Source organism: Streptomyces sp. NPDC048636, from assembly GCF_040650655.1.
Taxonomy (GTDB): Bacteria; Actinomycetota; Actinomycetes; order Streptomycetales; family Streptomycetaceae; genus Streptomyces.
The window spans coordinates 169,558-190,925 of record NZ_JBEZHR010000001.1; the positions used below are offsets into that span (position 1 = coordinate 169,558).

Below are 21,368 nucleotides of genomic sequence, written 5' to 3' on the forward strand. Positions count from 1 at the left end.
CCGAGGTTGACCGCTGAGCGGAAGATGTTGGTCACAGATCGGACAACGCCCGTGCCCGGGCGTTCAGTTGTCTCCCCGGCCGCCGTCATCTCGCGTTCGCCTCGCCGCATTAGTTTCTTGCCGCCCGATACGGGGGGCTCGTCATCGAGACACTGGGGGACGGATGACGTTCGAGGAGGAGTGGGCGCAGCTCAAAGCGGCCGCCCACACGCCGTCGGCGGCGACGGGGACACGGCTGGACTCGTCCGGGGGCTGCGGCGTGCCGGGGGCCAGGCCGAAGCTCCATGTGACGGCCTCGGTGCTGCGCGGGCGCGCGGGCCGGGCCGAGACGGTACGGGGTCAGTTCCTCACCGCGGACGATGAGGTCATGACCGAGACCGGCCGGGTCAGCGGCACCCTCAAGGGGTTCGCCACCGACCGTGCCCTCGACACCTTCATGGCGCGCTGGAAGGACCAGATGGCCTATGTGAAGGGGCGGTTCGGCAGTACCGCGTCCGCCTTGCGCACCGCCGCCGACGCCTTCACCCACGAGGACCGGAGGCAGGCCCAGGGCTACCGCGTGGACAGGGGGAAGCAACCGTGACCGAGTGGCTCGCCTACGCCGATGTGAAGAACGCGAACCTCACCCCGCTCCGTGAGGCCGTCACCAAATGGGGCCAGGCGCCGGGGAAGTTCCAGCAGGTCGACACCAACTTCGGCACCGATGTCACCAAGGGTCTCGCCCACTCCGACTGGGAGGGCGAGTCGGCCGACGCGGCCTGGCGCACGCTGCGCGGGGTGCGGCAGCAGATCCTGGCGGCGGCCGAGGAGGCCCGCCGGGTGCACGGCGTCATGCGGCAGGGGCTGGAGAAGTTCACCTCGGCCAAGAGCGCCCTGGACGCCATCGAGAAGGAACTCGAGGGCCATGAGCATCTGCGGCTGAACAAGCACGACGGCTCGGTCTATCTCGAGCTGCCCGACGACCAGGAGGATCACCGGGCGGCGCTGAACAAGTCCTACCAGGAGACCTTCGCCGCCTACCGCGAGCGCACCCGTAAGGCGCTGGAGCTGGCGGCGGAGGCGGACAGCGCCCTGGTCCAGGCCCTGACCGCGGATGTCAACGGCGAGCGGCGCGGCTTCAACGACCACGCCTACAACAGCCTGGACCAAGCCCGTGAGGCGGCCGCGAAGGACCTGAAGAAGGCCATCGAGCTGGCCGGGGCCGAGAACGGCCGGATGTCCTCCACGCAGCTGGCCCAGCTGGCGGTGCTGATGGCCCGGCACAGCCAGGACCCCGAGTTCGCCGAGCGGTTCGCCACCTCACTGGGCCCGGAGCGCGCCCTGAAGCTCTGGTACAACGCGACCCATCCGCACAACCCGCTGCACCCCGATACCCCTATCGACGAGAAGGCGTGGTGGAGGTCGGCCAAGAGCCTCCAGGAGAGCCTGGGCATGACCCTGGCCACCGCCTCCCACGCGGACACCCCCGCCATGGCGGCCTGGAAGGACGAGATGATCCGGCTGGGCCCGCGGCGGCTGGAGGACTCGGGCGGGCGCACCCACCCCTACGGCTTCCAGGTCATGAGCAATCTGATGCGGGTCGGGAGCTACGACGGGGACTTCCTGAACGGCTACGGCGACAAGCTGGTGGCCTGGGACAAGAAGCACAACACCCGTGACGGGTACGCCTATTGGTCGAACACCGGCGAGCCCGACACCCTCAGTCTCCTCGGCCGCCGCGGCGACGGTGGCCAGGACGCGATGACCGGCTTCCTGGAAGGGCTCGGCCACAACCCGCGGGCGTCCACCGAGTTCTTCCGGAAACCCGCCGACGGCGGGCTCAGTCCCCGTTTCGAGTACCTCGCCCAGGACCGTAACTGGATCTTCGACGGCAACACCCGGGGCGGCCCCCGCGACCTCCCCGGCCATGAGGCCCTCGGGCACGCGCTGACCGCGGCGACGACGGGCTACGCCTGGGACGCCGAGCAGGCCGCGGGCAAGGACCCGGAGATCTTCGGGTCCGGCGGCGACAAGCGGACCGCGGCGACGGCGGATGTGATGGAGCAGGTCGTCGCCGTCTACGGGGGCGAGGACGGTCCCCGGCTGCTGCACGACCAGCCGGGCATGGCGGCGAGCCTGGGGCGGATGGGCGGGGCGTATGTGGACGACATCAACTACCACATCTCCGGTGTGGGCGAGCACAGCAAGAACGGTGGCGCCTTCCCGCCGGCGTACCGGGGCCGGGCCGACTTCGGCCGCGACGGCGCTCTCGACTTCCTCAGCGTCCTCGGCCAGAACGAGACCTCGCACGGGATCATGAACCAGGCCGAACACCTCCACACCCTCGGCCAGCTCGCCGCGCACCCTCCGGCCGACGGGGCGGAGAGCTACGCGACCGGCCGCCGGGCGCTGCTCACCGAGGCCGAGGTGCGCGGAGTCCTCGACCAGTCCCGCGCCGCCCAGATCGAGGCGACCTACGCGCATGACAGCGCGGAGGCGCAGAAGGCGTTCCAGGACTCCTCGAACTGGACGAGGGTCGGCTTCAACGCCAGTACGCCCGCGGTGAGTCAGGGCATCGTCAGCATCGTGGGCAAGGCGGGCCCGTGGGGGCTGGTGGTGCCCGTCGCCGTCAGCGCGGGCCAGGAGTTCGCGAAGGTCTTCCACAACGACGCGGTCTTCGGGGGGCCGGACCTGCCCGAGCCCCCGCAGGACTCGTCCGCGTTCTACCGGCGGGGGGAGAGCCAGTTCGGTGAGGTGGCGGCGCGGTACTTCACGGGGCACGGGAACGAGCCGGACGCCGAGGGGAATCTCGCCGATGACCTCAAGGAGAAGTACCACGGAACCGGCGCGGGCGAGGCGACTCATCTGGGGCGGCCGCCCTATGCGGGCTGAGCGCCCGCTCCGCTACCGCCGGGCGGCACTGCTCGGTCCCGCCCTGGCCATGGCCCTGGCCGCCGCTTCCTGCACGGCGGGGACGGCGGGGACCGAGGAGCGGAAGGCCGGGGCCGTTCCCGCCACCGCGCTGTGCGGTTCCTCCCTCGACGCGGACGCCCGGCGGGCCGTCGCGCGGCTGAGCGGGAAGTCGGCCCTGCTGGAGCGGAGGGGCGTGCCCTGGGACCGGGCCGCCTCGCGGCTGCGTCGCCGGGCCGATGTGCCGACGACCCGTACCGAGCTCTGCCGGGTGTACCGCCCGGCGGACAGCGCGGCCGACGCCCTGTTCACCGTGGAGTTCGCCCGCCTCGACCCGCTGATGGACTGGCCGGACCGGCTGCCCGCGGACACGGACTCCTCTCGCGTGGGCGTGTACGGCGCCTCGAGCGGGCGCGGCGCGGAGATCGTCTTTCGCTGCGCCGAGGGGCTGCCCCGGAACGGTCCGCCGTTCCTGATGGCCGCCCTGTCCCTGCCGGGCTTCCACCGCACGGAGGGGGCCGGCGGCCGCTCGGAGCTGCCCGCGGCCGAACAGGGCCGGGCCGGGATGGCCGTCCTGCGGTCGGTGGCCCGCGCCCTGGCCGGGAAGCTGGGCTGTGCCGAGGAGGCCGCGATCCCGGCCCGGCCGCCGCGTCCGCGGCCATCGACCGCGTACCGTGGGCCGTCGCATCCCCTGAAGGACTGGCGCTGGTGGTGGAAACACCCGGCGTGAGAGGGGTCGTGACAGGGGTATGGGGCGCTGGGTTTGGGCGTTCCCACGCAAGGGGTATGCTCTCCGGCTCCTGATTGGCGTCCGGAGTAGCCGCTATGGCACACTAGCCAGGTTGCTCGGTTGAGTGCCGATGCTGCGCGCCTCCCGCCGGGAGGACTGGAAGCGAGTCCCGCAGTACTCGTCGTCCCTGCTCAGGGACGGAAGTACGGGAATCTTCCGGGAAGTGTCAGCGGGGCCCCAGCCAGGCGCCCGGTGGGTGACTTTCTCCCCCAGCCAACCCCTTCATCAGGGATTTCTCCTGTGGAGATCTACGAGAAGGGGCGCGACACGCCCGACCGCGTGGGTCGGGGGTGGGGTGGACGGAGCCGCGTACTCCGCCGGGTCCCAGAGCGTTACGAGAGACAGGACTACGAAGTAGCCATGGCGGGACAGAAGATCCGCATCCGGCTCAAGGCCTACGACCACGAGGTCATCGACTCCTCGGCGAAGAAGATCGTCGAGACGGTGACCCGCACTGGTGCGTCGGTCGCGGGCCCGGTGCCGCTGCCCACAGAGAAGAACGTGTACTGCGTCATCAAGTCGCCGCACAAGTACAAGGACTCGCGCGAGCACTTCGAGATGCGTACACACAAGCGCCTCATCGACATCCTCGACCCCACGCCGAAGACCGTCGACTCGCTCATGCGTCTCGACCTGCCGGCTGGCGTCGACATCGAGATCAAGCTCTGAGGTGACGCGCGAGATGGCTAAGCAGATCAAGGGCGTCCTGGGCGAGAAGCTCGGCATGACGCAGGTGTGGGACGAGAACAACCGCGTCGTCCCGGTCACCGTCGTCAAGGCCGGGCCCTGTGTCGTGACCCAGGTCCGCACCAACGACGCGGACGGCTACGACGCCGTCCAGATCGCCTTCGGCGAGATCGACCCGCGCAAGGTGAACAAGCCCCTCAAGGGCCACTTCGCCAAGGCCGACGTCACCCCGCGCCGCCACCTGGTGGAGCTGCGTACCGCTGACGCCAGCGAGTACACGCTCGGCCAGGAGGTCACCGCCGAGGTGTTCGACTCCGGTGTGAAGGTCGATGTGACCGGCACCAGCAAGGGCAAGGGCACCGCCGGTGTCATGAAGCGCCATGGCTTCAAGGGCCTCGGCGCCGGCCACGGCACCCAGCGCAAGCACCGCTCGCCGGGCTCCATCGGTGGCTGCGCCACCCCGGGCCGCGTGTTCAAGGGCCTGCGCATGGCCGGCCGCATGGGCAACGAGCGGGTCACCACCCAGAACCTGACCGTCCACGCCGTTGACGCGGAGAAGGGCCTGCTCCTGATCAAGGGAGCGGTTCCTGGTCCGAACGGCGGCCTCGTCCTGGTCCGTACCGCGGCCAAGGGGGCCTGAGGTAACCGATGAGCACCATTGACATCCTTTCGCCGGCTGGCGACAAGGCCGGGACCGTCGAGCTCCCCGCGGAGATCTTCGACACGCAGGTCAGCGTTCCGCTGATCCACCAGGTCGTCGTCGCACAGCTGGCCGCTGCCCGCCAGGGCACGCACAAGACCAAGACCCGCGGCGAGGTCCGTGGCGGTGGCAAGAAGCCTTACCGCCAGAAGGGCACCGGCCGCGCCCGTCAGGGCTCGACCCGCGCGCCGCAGTTCGCCGGTGGTGGCGTCGTGCACGGCCCCGTGCCGCGCGACTACAGCCAGCGCACCCCGAAGAAGATGAAGGCCGCCGCCCTGCGCGGTGCCCTCTCCGACCGGGCGCGCCACAGCCGCATCCACGTGGTGAGCGGTGTGGTCGACGGTGACGTCTCCACCAAGGCCGCGAAGGCCCTGCTCAGCAAGATCAGCGAGCGCAAGAACGTGCTCCTGGTCGCCGAGCGGAGCGACGAGGCCGCGTGGCTGTCCGCCCGCAACCTGCCCCAGGTGCACATCCTGGAGCCGGGCCAGCTGAACACGTACGACGTGCTCGTCTCCGACGACGTGGTCTTCACCAAGGCCGCCTTCGAGTCCTTCGTCGCTGGTCCCAAGGCCACCGAGAAGACCGAAGGGAGCGCCGCCTGATGAGTGAGGCGACCGCTGTCACCAGCAAGACCTTCACGGACCCCCGCGACGTTCTCGTCAAGCCGGTGGTCTCGGAGAAGAGCTACGCGCTGCTCGACGAGAACAAGTACACGTTCATCGTTGCGCCCGGCGCCAACAAGACCCAGATCAAGCAGGCCGTCGAGGCGGTCTTCTCGGTCAAGGTCACCGGGGTCAACACGATCAACCGGCAGGGGAAGCGCAAGCGGACCAAGACCGGCTACGGCAAGCGCAAGGACACCAAGCGCGCCATCGTGACCCTCGCCGAGGGCGACCGTATCGACATCTTCGGCGGCCCGGTCTCCTAACGGAGATCGGAGCGTCCAGAAGTCCGGAATATTCCGAGGACTGAGAAATGGGTATCCGCAAGTACAAGCCGACGACCCCGGGCCGTCGTGGCTCCAGCGTCGCCGACTTCGTCGAGATCACGCGGTCCACGCCGGAGAAGTCGCTGGTCCGCCCGCTGCACAGCAAGGGTGGTCGTAACAACGCCGGCCGCATCACGGTCCGTCACCAGGGTGGCGGTCACAAGCGTGCGTACCGCGTCATCGACTTCCGCCGTCACGACAAGGACGGCGTCCCGGCGAAGGTCGCACACATCGAGTACGACCCCAACCGCACCGCGCGCATCGCGCTGCTGCACTACGCCGACGGCGAGAAGCGCTACATCATCGCGCCGCGCGGCCTGTCGCAGGGCGACCGGATCGAGAACGGCCCCGGTGCCGACATCAAGCCCGGTAACAACCTGGCGCTGCGCAACATCCCGGTCGGTACCACGATCCACGCCATCGAGCTGCGGCCCGGCGGCGGCGCGAAGTTCGCCCGCTCCGCGGGTGCCTCCGTGCAGCTGCTGGCGAAGGAGGGCTCCATGGCCCACCTTCGTATGCCGTCCGGTGAGATCCGCCTGGTCGACGTCCGCTGCCGCGCCACTGTCGGCGAGGTCGGCAACGCCGAGCAGTCGAACATCAACTGGGGCAAGGCCGGCCGTATGCGCTGGAAGGGCGTCCGCCCGACCGTTCGTGGTGTGGTCATGAACCCCGTCGACCACCCGCACGGTGGTGGTGAGGGCAAGACCTCCGGTGGTCGCCACCCGGTCTCGCCGTGGGGTCAGAAGGAGGGCCGTACGCGCTCGCCGAAGAAGGCCAGCAACAAGTACATCGTCCGCCGCCGCAAGACGAACAAGAAGCGCTAGGAGCGGGTTTAGATGCCGCGCAGTCTCAAGAAGGGGCCCTTCGTCGACGACCACCTGATCAAGAAGGTGGATGTCCAGAACGAAGCCGGCACCAAGAACGTCATCAAGACCTGGTCCCGCCGCTCGATGATCGTCCCGGCCATGCTCGGCCACACGATCGCGGTGCACGACGGCCGCAAGCACGTCCCGGTGTTCGTCACCGAGTCGATGGTCGGCCACAAGCTCGGCGAGTTCGCGCCGACCCGCACCTTCCGCGGCCATGAGAAGGACGACCGCAAGTCGCGTCGTCGCTGATCTGCGGAGAGCGAAGACCTATGACTGACACCGAAGGGACAACCATGGAAGCCAGGGCCCAGGCGCGGTACATCCGCGTCACGCCCATGAAGGCCCGCCGCGTGGTGGACCTCATCCGTGGCATGAGCGCCACGGAGGCTCAGGCGGTCCTGCGTTTCGCCCCGCAGGCCGCGAGCGTGCCGGTCGGCAAGGTGCTTGACAGCGCCATCGCCAACGCCGCGCACAACTACGACCACACCGACGCCGACAGCCTCGTCATCTCCGAGGCCTACGTCGACGAGGGCCCGACCCTGAAGCGGTTCCGGCCGCGTGCCCAGGGCCGCGCCTACCGGATCCGCAAGCGGACCAGCCACATCACCGTGGTCGTCAGCAGCAAGGAAGGAACCCGGTAATGGGCCAGAAGGTTAACCCGCACGGGTTCCGGCTCGGCATCACCACGGACTTCAAGTCCCGCTGGTACGCCGACAAGCTGTACAAGGACTACGTCAAGGAAGACGTCGCCATCCGCCGGATGATGACGAAGGGCATGGAGCGCGCCGGTATCTCCAAGGTGGAGATCGAGCGCACCCGTGACCGCGTCCGCGTCGACATCCACACCGCCCGGCCGGGCATCGTCATCGGCCGCCGAGGCGCGGAGGCCGACCGTATCCGCGGCGAGCTGGAGAAGCTCACCGGCAAGCAGGTGCAGCTCAACATCCTCGAGGTCAAGAACCCCGAGGTGGATGCTCAGCTGGTGGCCCAGGCCGTCGCCGAGCAGCTGTCCTCCCGCGTCTCCTTCCGTCGTGCGATGCGCAAGTCGATGCAGAGCTCGATGAAGGCCGGTGCCAAGGGCATCAAGATCCAGTGTGGTGGCCGTCTCGGCGGCGCCGAGATGTCGCGCTCGGAGTTCTACCGCGAGGGCCGCGTGCCCCTGCACACGCTCCGCGCCAACGTCGACTACGGCTTCTTCGAGGCCAAGACCACCTTCGGCCGCATCGGCGTGAAGGTGTGGATCTACAAGGGTGATGTGAAGAACATCGCCGAGGTCCGCGCCGAGAACGCCGCCGCCCGCGCCGGCAACCGCCCGTCGCGTGGTGGCAGCGACCGCCCGCAGCGCCGTGGAGGCGAGCGCGGTGGCCGCGGTCGCAAGCCGCAGCAGCAGCAGAGCGCCCCCGCCGCCGAGGCCCCCAAGGCCGAGGCCGCCGCCGCTCCGGCTGCTGAGAGCACCGGAACGGAGGCCTGACCGACATGCTGATCCCTCGCAGGGTCAAGCACCGCAAGCAGCACCACCCCAAGCGGTCCGGTATGGCCAAGGGCGGCACGGAGCTGGCGTTCGGCGAGTACGGCATCCAGGCCGTCACCCCGGCGTACGTCACCAACCGGCAGATCGAGGCCGCTCGTATCGCGATGACCCGCCACATCAAGCGTGGCGGCAAGGTCTGGATCAACATCTACCCGGACCGTCCGCTGACGAAGAAGCCTGCTGAGACCCGTATGGGTTCCGGTAAGGGTTCGCCGGAGTGGTGGATCGCGAACGTCAAGCCCGGTCGGGTGATGTTCGAGCTTTCCTACCCGAACGAGAAGACTGCGCGTGAGGCGCTCACCCGCGCTGCTCACAAGCTCCCGATGAAGTGCCGGATCGTGCGGCGCGAGGCAGGTGAGTCGTGATGGCGGCCGGTACCAAGGCGTCCGAGCTGCGTGAGCTGAACAACGAGGACCTCGTTGCCAAGCTGCGTGAGGCCAAGGAAGAGCTGTTCAACCTCCGCTTCCAGGCGGCGACCGGACAGCTTGAAAACCACGGCCGGCTGAAGGCCGTCCGGAAGGACATCGCCCGGATCTACACCCTGATGCGCGAGCGCGAGCTCGGTATCGAGACGGTGGAGAGCGCCTGATGAGCGAGACGAATGTGACTGAGAAGGCAACGCAGAACCGTGGCTTCCGCAAGACCCGTGAGGGTCTGGTCGTCAGCGACAAGATGGACAAGACCGTCGTCGTCGCCGTTGAGGACCGTGTGAAGCACGCGCTGTACGGCAAGGTCATCCGCCGTACCAACAAGCTCAAGGCGCACGACGAGCAGAACGCCGCGGGTGTCGGCGACCGTGTCCTCCTGATGGAGACCCGGCCGCTGTCCGCGACCAAGCGCTGGCGCATCGTCGAGATCCTCGAGAAGGCCAAGTAGGCAATTCCCGCAAGGGAATGCCAAGTAACACAGCCTGCGGGCAATAGTCCGCAGGGCAGTTCCGCCAGGCTCGGCAGGGGCTCGATATATCGAGCCCCTGCCGGGAACCGGCAGACGATCAGGAGATAGACGTGATCCAGCAGGAGTCGCGACTGCGCGTCGCCGACAACACGGGCGCGAAGGAAATCCTTTGCATCCGTGTTCTCGGTGGCTCCGGTCGCCGCTACGCGGGCATCGGTGACGTCATCGTCGCCACCGTCAAGGACGCGATCCCCGGTGGCAACGTGAAGAAGGGTGACGTCGTCAAGGCGGTCATCGTGCGCACCGTCAAGGAGCGCCGCCGCCCGGACGGCTCGTACATCCGCTTCGACGAGAACGCGGCCGTCATCCTCAAGAACGATGGCGACCCCCGCGGCACCCGTATCTTCGGCCCCGTGGGCCGTGAGCTGCGCGAGAAGAAGTTCATGAAGATCATCTCGCTCGCGCCGGAGGTGCTGTAACCGATGAAGATCAAGAAGGGCGACCTGGTCCAGGTCATCACCGGTAAGGACAAGGGCAAGCAGGGCAAGGTCATCGCGGCCTTCCCCCGCGAGGACCGGGTCCTGGTCGAGGGTGTCAACCGGGTCAAGAAGCACACCAAGGCCGGACAGACCGCTCGTGGGTCGAAGACCGGCGGCATTGTGACGACCGAGGCCCCGATCCACGTGAGCAATGTGCAGCTCGTGGTGGAGAAGGACGGCAACAAGGTCGTCACCCGCGTCGGGTACCGCTTCGACGACGAGGGCAACAAGATCCGCGTTGCCAAGCGGACCGGTGAGGACATCTGATGACTGCCACCACCACTGCACCGCGTCTCAAGACGCGCTACCGCGAAGAGATCCAGGGCAAGCTGCGTGAGCAGTTCTCCTACGAGAACGTCATGCAGATCCCGGGTCTGACCAAGGTCGTGGTCAACATGGGTGTGGGCGACGCCGCCCGCGACTCCAAGCTGATCGAGGGCGCCATCCGCGACCTCACCACGATCACCGGCCAGAAGCCGGCCGTGACCAAGGCCCGTAAGTCCATCGCGCAGTTCAAGCTGCGTGAGGGCCAGCCGATCGGCGCCCACGTCACCCTCCGCGGTGACCGCATGTGGGAGTTCCTGGACCGCCTGGTCTCGCTCGCGCTTCCGCGCATCCGCGACTTCCGTGGTCTGTCGCCGAAGCAGTTCGACGGCCGGGGCAACTACACCTTCGGTCTCACGGAGCAGGTCATGTTCCACGAGATCGACCAGGACAAGATCGACCGCGTCCGGGGTATGGACATCACCGTGGTCACCACGGCGACCAACGACGAAGAGGGCCGGGCCCTGCTGCGTCACCTCGGCTTCCCGTTCAAGGAGGCGTGAGCCGTGGCGAAGAAGGCTCTTATTGCCAAGGCCGCCCGCAAGCCCAAGTTCGGCGTGCGGGGCTACACCCGCTGCCAGCGCTGCGGCCGTCCGCACTCCGTGTACCGCAAGTTCGGCCTGTGCCGCGTGTGCCTTCGTGAGATGGCTCACCGTGGCGAGCTGCCGGGCGTGACCAAGAGCTCCTGGTAACAGCCCTTACGGGCTGGTACCGGACTCTCGGTAAGCAATAAGGATGGCGAGCCCCGCCCTTCCACTCCCGTAGAGTGGAAGGGTTGGGCGCTCGCCGCCCTGAATCCTTACTACGCCGTAGGTCCCCGCGCCGCACCCGTGCCCACCGTGAGTGGGTGAGAGGGATGGCGCAGATAGGAAACCCCGGCGAGAGAGGCCGAAGGCCATCATGACCATGACCGATCCGATCGCAGACATGCTGACCCGTCTGCGAAACGCGAACTCGGCTTACCACGACTCCGTCGTGATGCCGCACAGCAAGATCAAGTCGCACATCGCGGAGATCCTCCAGCAGGAGGGCTACATCACCGGCTGGAAGGTCGAGGACGCCGAGGTCGGCAAGAACCTCACCCTCGAGCTGAAGTTCGGCCCGAACCGTGAGCGCTCGATCGCCGGTATCAAGCGGATTTCGAAGCCGGGCCTGCGGGTCTACGCAAAGTCCACCAACCTGCCGAAGGTGCTCGGCGGCCTGGGCGTGGCGATCATCTCCACGTCGCACGGGCTCCTCACCGACAAGCAGGCCGGCAAGAAGGGCGTGGGTGGGGAAGTCCTCGCCTACGTCTGGTAACAGGGAACGGAGGAACAGGTCAATGTCGCGCATTGGCAAGCTGCCCATCCAGGTTCCCGCTGGTGTGGACGTCACCATCGATGGCCGGACGGTCGCCGTGAAGGGCCCCAAGGGCTCTCTCTCGCACACCGTTGCCGCGCCGATCGAGGTCGCCCGGGGTGAGGACAACAACCTCGTTGTCACCCGCCCGAACGACGAGCGTCAGAACAAGGCCCTGCACGGCCTGTCCCGCACGCTGGTGGCGAACATGATCACCGGCGTGACCCAGGGCTACAGCAAGGCGCTCGAGATCAGCGGTGTCGGCTACCGAGTCCAGGCGAAGGGCTCCAACCTGGAGTTCGCGCTGGGCTACAGCCACCCGATCCTGGTTGAGGCCCCGGAAGGCATCACCTTCAAGGTGGAATCCCCGACCAAGCTGAGCGTCGAGGGCATCGACAAGCAGAAGGTCGGCGAGGTCGCCGCGAACATCCGCAAGCTGCGCAAGCCCGACCCGTACAAGGCCAAGGGCGTCAAGTACGCGGGCGAGGTCATCCGCCGCAAGGTCGGAAAGGCTGGTAAGTAAGCCATGACATACGGTGTGAAGATCGCTAAGGGCAACGCCCGCAAGGCCGCTGCCGTCAAGCGCCGTCACATCCGCGTGCGGAAGCGGATTTCCGGTACGCCGGTCCGTCCCCGCCTGGTCGTGACGCGCTCCAACCGTCACATCGTGGCTCAGGTCATCGACGACATCGCGGGCCACACCCTGGCCTCGGCGTCGACCCTGGACACCACCATCCGTGGCGGCGAGGGCGACAAGAGCTCCCAGGCGAAGCAGGTCGGCGCGCTGGTGGCCGAGCGTGCGAAGGCCGCGGGTGTCGAGGCCGTCGTGTTCGACCGCGGTGGCAACCAGTACGCCGGGCGGATCGCCGCTCTGGCGGACGCGGCCCGCGAGGCCGGGCTGAAGTTCTGAGCCCCGGTTCCAACGCGAAACGGAAACGAGAGAGGTAAATCCAATGGCTGGACCCCAGCGCCGCGGTGGCGGCGCCGGTGGCGGCGAGCGGCGGGACCGGAAGGACCGGCGGGACGGCGGCGCAGCTGCCGAGAAGACCGCTTACGTCGAGCGCGTTGTCGCGATCAACCGCGTCGCCAAGGTTGTGAAGGGTGGTCGTCGCTTCAGCTTCACCGCGCTGGTCGTGGTGGGCGACGGTGACGGCACCGTGGGTGTCGGTTACGGCAAGGCCAAGGAGGTGCCGGCCGCCATCGCCAAGGGTGTGGAGGAGGCCAAGAAGCACTTCTTCAAGGTCCCCCGGATCCAGGGCACCATCCCGCACCCGATTCAGGGCGAGAAGGCCGCGGGTGTCGTGCTGCTCAAGCCGGCGTCGCCCGGTACCGGTGTGATCGCCGGTGGCCCGGTGCGTGCCGTGCTGGAGTGCGCGGGCATCCACGACGTGCTCAGCAAGTCGCTCGGCTCGTCGAACCCGATCAACATCGTGCATGCCACGGTGGCCGCTCTCCAGGGCCTTCAGCGCCCCGAAGAGATCGCCGCCCGTCGTGGTCTGCCGCTCGAGGACGTCGCCCCCGCCGCTCTGCTGCGGGCGCGTGCCGGGGTGGGTGTGTGAGCATGGCCCGCCTCAAGATCACGCAGACGAAGTCGTACATCGGCAGCAAGCAGAACCACCGCGACACTCTGCGTTCGCTCGGGCTGAAGAAGCTCGGCGACGTGGTTGTCAAGGAGGACCGCCCCGAGTTCCGCGGCATGGCGACCACCGTGCGGCACCTCGTGACGGTCGAGGAGGTCGACTGACATGGCGGAGAACAACCCGCTGAAGGTCCACAACCTCCGGCCCGCCCCGGGCGCCAAGACCGCCAAGACCCGTGTCGGTCGTGGTGAGGCGTCCAAGGGTAAGACCGCTGGTCGTGGCACCAAGGGCACCAAGGCCCGCTACCAGGTTCCGGAGCGCTTCGAGGGCGGGCAGATGCCCCTCCACATGCGTCTCCCGAAGCTCAAGGGCTTCAAGAACCCCTTCCGCACCGAGTACCAGGTCGTGAACCTGGACAAGCTGGCCGCGCTCTACCCGCAGGGTGGCGAGGTCACGGTGGCCGATCTGGTCGCCAAGGGTGCGGTTCGCAAGAACCAGCTCGTCAAGGTGCTGGGCACCGGTGAGCTCTCGGTGGCGCTCCAGGTGACGGTCGACGCCGTCTCCGGTTCCGCCAAGGAGAAGATCACCGCTGCCGGTGGCACTGTCACCGAGCTCGTCTGAGCACGGTGCACAACTGGCCGGGGATGCCCCAGTTCTGGGGCATCCCCGGTTGGTCGTTCCAAGGGGAGCCAGGTCGCCGGTAAGGTGGCGTGCGTTGTTACCGTCCGCGCGGTACGTCTTCGTGCGGGTCCTGGCTGATAAGTATTCGTCGATCCTCAAGACCGTCACCTCTCGCGCATGCACGCGGGGGGCGCAGGAGGCACCGTGCTCACCGCGTTCGCCCGAGCGTTCAAGACGCCCGACCTGCGCAAGAAGCTGCTGTTCACGCTGGGCATCATCGTGCTCTTCCGGCTCGGACAACATGTCCCGCTGCCGGGCATCGAATATAAGAACGTCCAGACGTGCATGGATCTGGCAAAGGGCCAGCAGGGCCTCTTCGGCCTGGTCAACATGCTCAGCGGCGGCGCGCTCCTTCAGATCACCATCTTCGCACTGGGGATCATGCCGTACATCACGGCGAGCATCATCCTCCAGCTGCTGACCGTGGTGATCCCGCGCCTCGAAGCCCTCAAGAAGGAGGGCCAGGCCGGTCAGGCGAAGATCACGCAGTACACCCGGTATCTGACCGTGGCCCTCGCGGTTCTCCAGGGCACCGGGCTGGTGGCCACCGCCCGCAGCGGCCAGCTCTTCCAGAGCTGCCCGGTCGGCAATCAGATCGTCCGTGACGACACGATCTTCACCACCGCGGTGATGGTCATCACGATGACCGCCGGTACCGCGCTGATCATGTGGCTCGGAGAGCTGATCACCGACCGCGGCATCGGCAACGGCATGTCGATCCTGATGTTCATCTCGATCGCCGCCGCCTTCCCCGGTTCCATGTGGAGCATCCGGCAGCAGGGCAAGATCCTCGGCGGCTGGCTGGAGTTCAGCCTCGTCATCGCCTGTGGTCTGGCCATGGTCGGCCTCGTGGTCTTCGTCGAGCAGGCACAGCGCCGGATCCCGGTGCAGTACGCCAAGCGCATGATCGGCCGTCGCTCGTACGGCGGTACGTCCACCTACATCCCGGTGAAGGTCAACCAGGCGGGTGTGGTCCCCGTGATCTTCGCCTCATCGCTGCTCTACATTCCGGCGCTGATCGTCCAGTTCAGTCAGTCCAAAGCGGGCTGGGCGAACTGGATCTCGCAGAACTTCGTCAAGGGCGACCACCCCATTTACATCGCCACGTACTTCCTGCTGATCGTCTTCTTCGCCTTCTTCTACGTCGCCATCAGCTTCAACCCCGAAGAAGTTGCCGACAACATGAAGAAGTATGGTGGGTTCATCCCGGGTATTCGGGCTGGTCGTCCCACTGCGGAGTATCTGAGCTACGTGCTGAATCGCATCACGTGGCCCGGCGCGCTCTATCTGGGGTTGATCGCCCTCGTGCCCACGGTGGCACTGGTGACGCTCAACGCCAATCAGAACTTCCCGTTCGGCGGCACGAGCATCCTGATCATCGTGGGTGTCGGCCTGGAGACCGTGAAGCAGATCGAGAGCCAGCTTCAGCAGCGACACTACGAAGGGTTCCTCCGCTGATGCGAATCGTCCTCGTCGGGCCTCCTGGAGCCGGCAAGGGTACGCAGGCCGCGTACCTCGCCGAGAATCTGTCGATCCCGCACATCTCCACGGGCGACCTGTTCCGCGCCAACATCAGCCAGGGCACACCGCTCGGCAAGCAGGCGCAGGAGTACATGCGGGCCGGTCAGCTGGTCCCGGACGAGGTCACCATCGGCATGGCCGAGGACCGGATGAACCAGTCGGACGCCGCCGGGGGCTTCCTGCTCGACGGCTTCCCCCGGAACCTGGTCCAGGCCGAGGCCCTGGACCGCTACCTCGGCGAGCACGACCTCTCGCTGGACGCGGTGCTGGACCTCGAGGTCCCCGAGGCCGAGGTGGTCAAGCGCATCGCCGGCCGCCGGACCTGCCGTAACGACAGCGCGCACACCTTCCACGTGGAGTACAAGCAGCCGCGGACCGAGGGCGTGTGCGACGAGTGCGGCGGTGAGCTGTACCAGCGCGAGGACGACAGCGAGGAGACGGTCCGCAAGCGGTTGGAGGTCTACCACCGCGAGACGGAGCCGATCATCGACTACTACAAGTCCAAGGGCCTGGTCGTGACGATCTCGGCGCTCGGCAAGGTGAACGAGGTCACCCAGCGGGCCATGGACGCCCTGGCCGCCAAGGCGGCCTGAGCAAGCGGTGCCGGTCACGGCCGCGACGCCCGCCAGGGCGTCGCGGCCGTACTGTTGCAGAGACAGCGGAAACGCGGAAGGCAGGACGATGGTGGAGATCAAGACCCCCGAGCAGATCGCGAAGATGCGCGAGGCGGGGCTGGTCGTCGCCGCCATCCACGAGGCGACGCGGGGGGCCGCCGTCCCGGGTGCCTCCACCAAGGACCTCGACGACGTCGCCCGCAAGGTGATCGCCGACCACGGTGCCAAGTCGAACTTCCTGGGCTACGGCGGCTTCCCGGCCACCATCTGCACCTCGGTGAACGAGGTCGTGGTGCATGGCATCCCGGACCGGGAGACCGTGCTCAAGGACGGCGACATCATCTCCATCGACGCGGGCGCGATCATCGACGGCTGGCACGGCGACGCCGCCTTCACCGTCTTCGTCGGCGAGGGCCACGACCCGGAGTTGCACGAGCTGAGCCGGGTCACCGAGGAGTCGATGTGGGCCGGGATCGCCGCGGTCCGCAAGGGCAACCGGCTGGTCGACATCTCCAAGGCGATCGAGGGCTACATCCGCCGCCAGCCGCGTCCCGCCTCCGGCAAGTACGGGATCATCGAGGACTACGGCGGCCATGGCATCGGCAGCCAGATGCATATGGACCCGCATCTGCTGAACTATGTCTCCCGTAAGCGCGGCAAGGGGCCGAAGCTGGTGCCCGGCTTCTGCATCGCGATCGAGCCCATGGTGAGCCTGGGCACCGCGAAGACCCATGTCCTGGCCGACGACTGGACCGTCAAGACCGACGACGGGACCTGGTCCAGCCACTGGGAGCACTCGGTCGCGCTGACCGAGGAGGGGCCGCTGGTGCTGACCGCCGTGGACGGCGGCAAGGCCAAGCTGGCCGAGCTGGGCATCGAGACCGCCCCCGACCCGCTGGCGTGAAGTGCGCTCCGCGCGCCCTACCCGTGGGCGTGAATCGTGGCATAAAGATCTCAGGTTCCGGGCATGCTGCCCTGATTCGTGTTTCGGGATGCGCTGACGTAGACTGACACGTCGGCTCACGCATGCCCTCCCGCATGTCGCGAGCCGATCAAGGTAGCCGATCCCGAAAGCAGGACATGGCCAAGAAGCAAGGCGCCATCGAAATCGAGGGCACCGTGATCGAGTCTCTGCCGAACGCGATGTTCAAGGTGGAGCTCCAGAACGGTCACAAGGTCCTCGCGCACATCAGCGGCAAGATGCGGATGCACTACATCCGCATCCTGCCCGATGACCGGGTCGTGGTGGAGCTGTCTCCTTACGACCTGACGCGCGGACGGATCGTCTACCGCTACAAGTAGATCTCACGACCCGGAGAACCTCACATCCCATGAAGGTCAAGCCGAGCGTCAAGAAGATCTGCGACAAGTGCAAGGTGATCCGCCGCCACGGCCGGGTCATGGTCATCTGCGACAACCTGCGCCACAAGCAGCGCCAGGGCTGACGCACGCCGGCCGCAGACCTGCACCTCTCGCAGCAATCTTCGCGCGACGTAACGATACGTACATACGCAGTCACCCGTTCCCGTTCCCTCGGGGACGACACCCCCGGTCGGAGGCCGGGGACCCGGCTCCAGAGCCGGGAGCGGTGCTGCGGAAGACCTCCGACAAACATCTGGAGCCAGATTCATGGCACGCCTCGCAGGCGTTGATCTCCCGCGCGAAAAGCGCGTCGAGGTCGCCCTCACCTACGTCTTCGGCATCGGTCGCACCCTTGCCCAGCAGACGCTCGCCAACACCGGTGTGAACCCGGACACCCGCGTTCGCGACCTGGCCGAAGAGGACCTGGTCAAGCTCCGCGAGTACGTGGACAACAACTTCAAGACCGAGGGTGACCTCCGTCGCGAGATCCAGGCCGACATCCGCCGCAAGGTCGAGATCGGCTGCTACCAGGGTCTGCGTCACCGCCGTGGCCTGCCCGTCCACGGCCAGCGCACCAGCACCAACGCCCGCACCCGCAAGGGCCCGCGTCGCGCGATCGCCGGTAAGAAGAAGCCGGGCAAGAAGTAGTCCTCACCGGACGCTGCCAAGCGGTCCGAGCTGTAGGACCGACCACCTCCACGGGAGAATTCAGGAATGCCTCCGAAGAGCAGGACGGCCGGCGCCAAGAAGGTGCGCCGCAAGGAAAAGAAGAACGTCGCCCACGGGCACGCTCACATCAAGAGCACGTTCAACAACACCATCGTCTCGATCACCGACCCGACCGGGAACGTGATCTCTTGGGCCTCGGCCGGCCACGTCGGCTTCAAGGGCTCGCGCAAGTCCACTCCGTTCGCCGCGCAGATGGCCGCCGAGTCGGCCGCCCGTCGCGCCCAGGAGCACGGCATGCGCAAGGTCGATGTGTTCGTCAAGGGTCCCGGCTCCGGCCGTGAGACCGCGATCCGCTCGCTCCAGGCCACCGGCCTGGAGGTGGGCTCGATCCAGGACGTCACCCCGACCCCGCACAACGGCTGCCGTCCGCCGAAGCGCCGGCGCGTCTGACCGTCGCGGCGGGCAGCAACAGCTGATCGTCGAGCACTACGCCAGGTAGTAGCTGCGGCGAGACGGGCGGTACGGGGCCGATCGGCACGTACCGCCCGTACCATTGAAGGGTTCGGCGTCAAATAGCGGGCGCCGGAGACTGGAGGCAAAACCCATGCTGATCGCTCAGCGTCCCTCGTTGACCGAAGAGGTCGTCGACGAGTTCCGCTCCCGGTTCGTGATCGAGCCGCTGGAGCCGGGCTTCGGCTACACCCTCGGAAACTCCCTGCGTCGTACGCTCCTCTCCTCGATCCCCGGTGCCGCGGTCACCAGCATCCGGATCGACGGGGTCCTGCACGAGTTCACCACCGTGCCGGGCGTCAAGGAGGACGTCACCGACCTCATCCTCAACATCAAGCAGCTCGTCGTCTCCTCGGAGCACGACGAGCCGGTCGTGATGTACCTGCGCAAGCAGGGCCCCGGCCTGGTCACCGCCGCGGACATCGCCCCGCCGGCCGGTGTCGAGGTGCACAACCCGGACCTGGTCCTGGCCACGCTCAACGGCAAGGGCAAGCTGGAGATGGAGCTGACCGTCGAGCGCGGTCGCGGCTATGTCTCCGCCGTCCAGAACAAGCAGGTCGGCCAGGAGATCGGCCGGATCCCGGTCGACTCGATCTACTCGCCGGTGCTCAAGGTCACGTACAAGGTCGAGGCGACCCGTGTCGAGCAGCGCACCGACTTCGACAAGCTGATCGTCGACGTCGAGACCAAGCAGGCCATGCGCCCGCGCGACGCCATGGCGTCGGCCGGTAAGACCCTGGTCGAGCTGTTCGGCCTGGCCCGCGAGCTCAATGTGGACGCCGAGGGCATCGACATGGGCCCGTCCCCGACGGACGCCGCCCTGGCCGCCGATCTGGCGCTGCCGATCGAGGAGCTCGAGCTCACCGTCCGCTCGTACAACTGCCTCAAGCGTGAGGGCATCCACTCGGTGGGCGAGCTGGTGGCCCGCTCCGAGGCGGACCTGCTGGACATCCGCAACTTCGGCGCCAAGTCGATCGACGAGGTCAAGGCGAAGCTGGCCGGGATGGGCCTGGCGCTCAAGGACAGCCCGCCCGGATTCGACCCGACCGCCGCCGCCGACGCCTTCGGCGCCGACGACGACGCGGACGCCGGTTTCGTCGAGACCGAGCAGTACTGATCGCTGCCCCGACGCTGGGGCTGAGGCGCTGTCCTCAATCGCCGGACGGGCTCGATTTCGCTGAGCTTGATCGAGTCCGTGCGGCGGGCGACAAAGATTTCCGGCGGGCGGCCGCTCGCCGGTAACTGACACCGGTACCTCATACGGCCGGTGCAGACATCGAGGAGAAACACCATGCCGAAGCCCACCAAGGGCGCCCGTCTGGGCGGCAGCGCCGCGCACGAGCGGCTCATGCTGGCGAACCTCGCCACCGCGCTGTTCGAGCACGGCCGGATCACCACCACCGAGGCCAAGGCCCGCCGCCTGCGCCCGGTCGCGGAGAAGCTGGTCACCAAGGCGAAGAAGGGCGACCTTCACAACCGCCGTCTGGTGCTCCAGACCATCCGTGACAAGAGCGTCGTGCACACCCTCTTCACCGAGATCGGGCCGCGCTACGACAACCGGCCGGGTGGCTACACCCGTATCACCAAGATCGGTAACCGTCGTGGCGACAACGCCCCGATGGCGGTCATCGAGCTGGTCGAGGCGCTGACCGTGCAGCAGGAGGCCGTCGGCGAGGCCGAGGCCGCCACCAAGCGTTCCGCCAAGGACGTCGCCGGTGACCAGGCCGTCGCGGACCTGAAGAAGGACGAGGCCACCGAGGCTCCGGCCGAGGAGTCGAAGGACGCCTGAGCCCACTCCCCGCGCGAGCGGGGGTGAGCCGGACGCCTGAGCCGTCTGACGGCCGCACGGAGGGCCCGCCCCAAGCACAGGGGCGGGCCCTTCCGTATGTCCCGTGTATCGAGAGGAACTGTGGTGAGTGACGAGGCGGCGCCCGGCTTCGTACGGGTCCGGCTGGACCTGAGCTACGACGGCGCGGACTTCTCGGGCTGGGCGAAACAGCGCGAGCGGCGCACCGTACAGGGCGAGCTGGAGTCCGCCCTGCGCACGGTCACCCGTGCGTCCGAGAGCTATGAGCTGACCGTCGCGGGCCGTACCGACGCGGGGGTGCACGCCCGTGGCCAGGTCGCCCATGTCGATCTGCCGGAGCCGCTGTGGGCCGAGCACCGGGACAAGCTGCTGCGCCGTCTCGCCGGACGGCTGCCGCATGACGTCCGCGTCCGGCGGGTCGGCGAGGCGCCCGCCGGTTTCAACGCCCGCTTCTCCGCGATCTGGCGCCGCTACGCCTACCGCGTCTCCGACCACCCCGGCGGTGTGGATCCGCTGCTGCGCGGCCATGTGCTGTGGCACGACTGGCCGCTGGACGTGGACGCGATGAACGCCGCGTCCGAGCGGCTGCTGGGCGAACACGACTTCGCGGCCTACTGCAAGCGCCGCGAGGGGGCCACCACCATCCGCACCCTTCAGCGGCTGAGCTGGGAGCGCGGCCCGGACGGCATCATCACCGCCACCGTGCGCGCGGACGCCTTCTGCCACAACATGGTCCGCTCGCTGGTCGGTGCGCTGCTCTTCGTCGGGGACGGGCACCGCCGGGCGGACTGGCCCGGTGCGGTGCTGGCCGCCGGTGTGCGCGACTCCGCCGTCCATGTCGTCCGCCCCCACGGGCTGACCCTGGAAGAGGTCGGCTACCCTGCCGACGACCAACTCGCCGCCCGTAACCGCGCGTCCCGCAACAAGCGCACGCTGCCGGGTGCGGCCTCCGCGGAGGATCTGGCCGCGGGGTGCTGCTGAGGTCCGTTCCACACCGGGCAGGTGTGAGGTGTGCGGACGGGGGTACTCGGCGCCGCGCATGGTGTCGGAAGTCGACTGAACACAGAGGAAG

34 protein-coding genes are annotated in these 21,368 nt (G+C 67.8%); all 34 read left to right on the plus strand.

What is annotated here, in order from left to right:
• Nucleotides 1–163 precede the first annotated feature (163 nt).
• The 34 genes from AB0C66_RS00790 (at nt 164) to truA (ending at nt 21,277) form a co-directional block, all read left to right on the plus strand.
• On the plus strand, nt 164–583 hold the full coding sequence (locus AB0C66_RS00790; protein WP_362431110.1) for a hypothetical protein: 420 nt from the start codon (nt 164–166) through the stop codon (nt 581–583).
• Nucleotides 580–2,871 carry a hypothetical protein gene (locus AB0C66_RS00795; protein WP_362431112.1) on the plus strand — a complete coding sequence of 764 codons (2,292 nt, stop codon included), beginning with the start codon at nt 580–582 and terminating at the stop codon, nt 2,869–2,871. Before AB0C66_RS00790 ends, AB0C66_RS00795 begins: the two co-directional genes overlap by 4 nt.
• The gene (locus AB0C66_RS00800) at nt 2,861–3,619 is read left to right on the plus strand and encodes a hypothetical protein (protein WP_362431115.1); all 759 of its coding nucleotides are present in this window, start codon (nt 2,861–2,863) and stop codon (nt 3,617–3,619) included. Before AB0C66_RS00795 ends, AB0C66_RS00800 begins: the two co-directional genes overlap by 11 nt.
• A gap of 420 nt (nt 3,620–4,039) precedes the next feature.
• Nucleotides 4,040–4,348, plus strand: a complete 309-nt coding sequence (rpsJ, locus tag AB0C66_RS00805) for a 30S ribosomal protein S10 (protein WP_003948644.1) — start codon at nt 4,040–4,042, stop codon at nt 4,346–4,348.
• A gap of 13 nt (nt 4,349–4,361) precedes the next feature.
• Nucleotides 4,362–5,006, plus strand: coding sequence for a 50S ribosomal protein L3 (gene rplC, locus AB0C66_RS00810; protein ID WP_362431117.1), 645 nt, complete (start codon nt 4,362–4,364; stop codon nt 5,004–5,006).
• An 8-nt stretch (nt 5,007–5,014) separates the two neighbouring features.
• Nucleotides 5,015–5,668, plus strand: a complete 654-nt coding sequence (rplD, locus tag AB0C66_RS00815; RefSeq protein ID WP_362431119.1) for a 50S ribosomal protein L4 — start codon at nt 5,015–5,017, stop codon at nt 5,666–5,668.
• Nucleotides 5,668–5,994, plus strand: coding sequence for a 50S ribosomal protein L23 (gene rplW, locus AB0C66_RS00820; RefSeq protein ID WP_355940301.1), 327 nt, complete (start codon nt 5,668–5,670; stop codon nt 5,992–5,994). The genes rplD and rplW overlap by 1 nt, the downstream gene beginning before the upstream one ends.
• 47 nt (nt 5,995–6,041) lie before the next feature.
• Nucleotides 6,042–6,878 (plus strand): 50S ribosomal protein L2, encoded by an 837-nt coding sequence (rplB, locus tag AB0C66_RS00825; protein ID WP_254746269.1) that lies wholly within the window; start codon nt 6,042–6,044, stop codon nt 6,876–6,878.
• Between the two features lie 12 nt (nt 6,879–6,890).
• Nucleotides 6,891–7,172 carry a 30S ribosomal protein S19 gene (gene rpsS / locus AB0C66_RS00830; protein ID WP_014178772.1) on the plus strand — a complete coding sequence of 94 codons (282 nt, stop codon included), beginning with the start codon at nt 6,891–6,893 and terminating at the stop codon, nt 7,170–7,172.
• A 44-nt stretch (nt 7,173–7,216) separates the two neighbouring features.
• Nucleotides 7,217–7,564, plus strand: coding sequence for a 50S ribosomal protein L22 (gene rplV, locus AB0C66_RS00835; RefSeq protein ID WP_014054168.1), 348 nt, complete (start codon nt 7,217–7,219; stop codon nt 7,562–7,564).
• Nucleotides 7,564–8,394 carry a 30S ribosomal protein S3 gene (rpsC, locus tag AB0C66_RS00840; RefSeq protein ID WP_176181324.1) on the plus strand — a complete coding sequence of 277 codons (831 nt, stop codon included), beginning with the start codon at nt 7,564–7,566 and terminating at the stop codon, nt 8,392–8,394. Before rplV ends, rpsC begins: the two co-directional genes overlap by 1 nt.
• A gap of 5 nt (nt 8,395–8,399) precedes the next feature.
• Complete coding sequence (gene rplP / locus AB0C66_RS00845; protein WP_014178774.1) at nt 8,400–8,819, plus strand: 50S ribosomal protein L16; 420 nt, start codon at nt 8,400–8,402, stop codon at nt 8,817–8,819.
• The gene (rpmC, locus tag AB0C66_RS00850) at nt 8,819–9,043 is read left to right on the plus strand and encodes a 50S ribosomal protein L29 (RefSeq protein WP_065963002.1); all 225 of its coding nucleotides are present in this window, start codon (nt 8,819–8,821) and stop codon (nt 9,041–9,043) included. The genes rplP and rpmC overlap by 1 nt, the downstream gene beginning before the upstream one ends.
• Nucleotides 9,043–9,330: a 30S ribosomal protein S17 gene (gene rpsQ, locus AB0C66_RS00855; RefSeq protein ID WP_362431124.1), complete on the plus strand. Its 288-nt coding sequence runs from the start codon at nt 9,043–9,045 to the stop codon at nt 9,328–9,330. Before rpmC ends, rpsQ begins: the two co-directional genes overlap by 1 nt.
• 131 nt (nt 9,331–9,461) lie before the next feature.
• Nucleotides 9,462–9,830, plus strand: a complete 369-nt coding sequence (gene rplN, locus AB0C66_RS00860) for a 50S ribosomal protein L14 (protein WP_003998823.1) — start codon at nt 9,462–9,464, stop codon at nt 9,828–9,830.
• Between the two features lie 3 nt (nt 9,831–9,833).
• Nucleotides 9,834–10,157, plus strand: coding sequence for a 50S ribosomal protein L24 (gene rplX, locus AB0C66_RS00865; protein ID WP_014054173.1), 324 nt, complete (start codon nt 9,834–9,836; stop codon nt 10,155–10,157).
• Nucleotides 10,157–10,717 carry a 50S ribosomal protein L5 gene (gene rplE, locus AB0C66_RS00870; RefSeq protein WP_176181322.1) on the plus strand — a complete coding sequence of 187 codons (561 nt, stop codon included), beginning with the start codon at nt 10,157–10,159 and terminating at the stop codon, nt 10,715–10,717. The genes rplX and rplE overlap by 1 nt, the downstream gene beginning before the upstream one ends.
• Nucleotides 10,718–10,720: 3 nt before the next feature.
• Complete coding sequence (locus tag AB0C66_RS00875; protein ID WP_003948630.1) at nt 10,721–10,906, plus strand: type Z 30S ribosomal protein S14; 186 nt, start codon at nt 10,721–10,723, stop codon at nt 10,904–10,906.
• Between the two features lie 208 nt (nt 10,907–11,114).
• The gene (gene rpsH / locus AB0C66_RS00880) at nt 11,115–11,513 is read left to right on the plus strand and encodes a 30S ribosomal protein S8 (RefSeq protein ID WP_055556099.1); all 399 of its coding nucleotides are present in this window, start codon (nt 11,115–11,117) and stop codon (nt 11,511–11,513) included.
• Nucleotides 11,514–11,535: 22 nt separating this feature from the next.
• Nucleotides 11,536–12,075 carry a 50S ribosomal protein L6 gene (gene rplF / locus AB0C66_RS00885; RefSeq protein ID WP_362431127.1) on the plus strand — a complete coding sequence of 180 codons (540 nt, stop codon included), beginning with the start codon at nt 11,536–11,538 and terminating at the stop codon, nt 12,073–12,075.
• Between the two features lie 3 nt (nt 12,076–12,078).
• Nucleotides 12,079–12,462: a 50S ribosomal protein L18 gene (gene rplR, locus AB0C66_RS00890; protein ID WP_362431130.1), complete on the plus strand. Its 384-nt coding sequence runs from the start codon at nt 12,079–12,081 to the stop codon at nt 12,460–12,462.
• A gap of 43 nt (nt 12,463–12,505) precedes the next feature.
• A complete protein-coding gene (rpsE, locus tag AB0C66_RS00895; RefSeq protein WP_362431132.1) occupies nt 12,506–13,111 on the plus strand; it encodes a 30S ribosomal protein S5 in 606 nt (201 codons plus the stop codon).
• A 2-nt stretch (nt 13,112–13,113) separates the two neighbouring features.
• Nucleotides 13,114–13,296 carry a 50S ribosomal protein L30 gene (gene rpmD / locus AB0C66_RS00900; RefSeq protein WP_009715866.1) on the plus strand — a complete coding sequence of 61 codons (183 nt, stop codon included), beginning with the start codon at nt 13,114–13,116 and terminating at the stop codon, nt 13,294–13,296.
• 1 nt (nt 13,297) lies between these two features.
• Nucleotides 13,298–13,753 (plus strand): 50S ribosomal protein L15, encoded by a 456-nt coding sequence (rplO, locus tag AB0C66_RS00905; protein ID WP_176181319.1) that lies wholly within the window; start codon nt 13,298–13,300, stop codon nt 13,751–13,753.
• A gap of 204 nt (nt 13,754–13,957) precedes the next feature.
• The gene (gene secY, locus AB0C66_RS00910; protein ID WP_362431135.1) at nt 13,958–15,271 is read left to right on the plus strand and encodes a preprotein translocase subunit SecY; all 1,314 of its coding nucleotides are present in this window, start codon (nt 13,958–13,960) and stop codon (nt 15,269–15,271) included.
• Nucleotides 15,271–15,927, plus strand: coding sequence for an adenylate kinase (locus AB0C66_RS00915; protein WP_362431137.1), 657 nt, complete (start codon nt 15,271–15,273; stop codon nt 15,925–15,927). The genes secY and AB0C66_RS00915 overlap by 1 nt, the downstream gene beginning before the upstream one ends.
• Before the next feature lie 88 nt (nt 15,928–16,015).
• The gene (gene map, locus AB0C66_RS00920; RefSeq protein ID WP_362431139.1) at nt 16,016–16,852 is read left to right on the plus strand and encodes a type I methionyl aminopeptidase; all 837 of its coding nucleotides are present in this window, start codon (nt 16,016–16,018) and stop codon (nt 16,850–16,852) included.
• Nucleotides 16,853–17,028: 176 nt separating this feature from the next.
• Entirely contained in the window at nt 17,029–17,250 is a 222-nt protein-coding gene (gene infA, locus AB0C66_RS00925; RefSeq protein ID WP_003956442.1) for a translation initiation factor IF-1, read from the plus strand.
• 29 nt (nt 17,251–17,279) lie between these two features.
• On the plus strand, nt 17,280–17,393 hold the full coding sequence (gene rpmJ, locus AB0C66_RS00930; protein ID WP_003956441.1) for a 50S ribosomal protein L36: 114 nt from the start codon (nt 17,280–17,282) through the stop codon (nt 17,391–17,393).
• A 184-nt stretch (nt 17,394–17,577) separates the two neighbouring features.
• A complete protein-coding gene (rpsM, locus tag AB0C66_RS00935) occupies nt 17,578–17,958 on the plus strand; it encodes a 30S ribosomal protein S13 (protein WP_254746245.1) in 381 nt (126 codons plus the stop codon).
• A 66-nt stretch (nt 17,959–18,024) separates the two neighbouring features.
• Nucleotides 18,025–18,429, plus strand: a complete 405-nt coding sequence (gene rpsK / locus AB0C66_RS00940) for a 30S ribosomal protein S11 (protein ID WP_009715860.1) — start codon at nt 18,025–18,027, stop codon at nt 18,427–18,429.
• Nucleotides 18,430–18,583: 154 nt separating this feature from the next.
• Nucleotides 18,584–19,606 carry a DNA-directed RNA polymerase subunit alpha gene (locus tag AB0C66_RS00945; protein WP_009715858.1) on the plus strand — a complete coding sequence of 341 codons (1,023 nt, stop codon included), beginning with the start codon at nt 18,584–18,586 and terminating at the stop codon, nt 19,604–19,606.
• A 174-nt stretch (nt 19,607–19,780) separates the two neighbouring features.
• Nucleotides 19,781–20,278 (plus strand): 50S ribosomal protein L17, encoded by a 498-nt coding sequence (gene rplQ, locus AB0C66_RS00950; protein WP_362431146.1) that lies wholly within the window; start codon nt 19,781–19,783, stop codon nt 20,276–20,278.
• A 123-nt stretch (nt 20,279–20,401) separates the two neighbouring features.
• A complete protein-coding gene (truA, locus tag AB0C66_RS00955) occupies nt 20,402–21,277 on the plus strand; it encodes a tRNA pseudouridine(38-40) synthase TruA (protein WP_362431148.1) in 876 nt (291 codons plus the stop codon).
• The last annotated feature ends 91 nt before the right edge of the window (nt 21,278–21,368 follow it).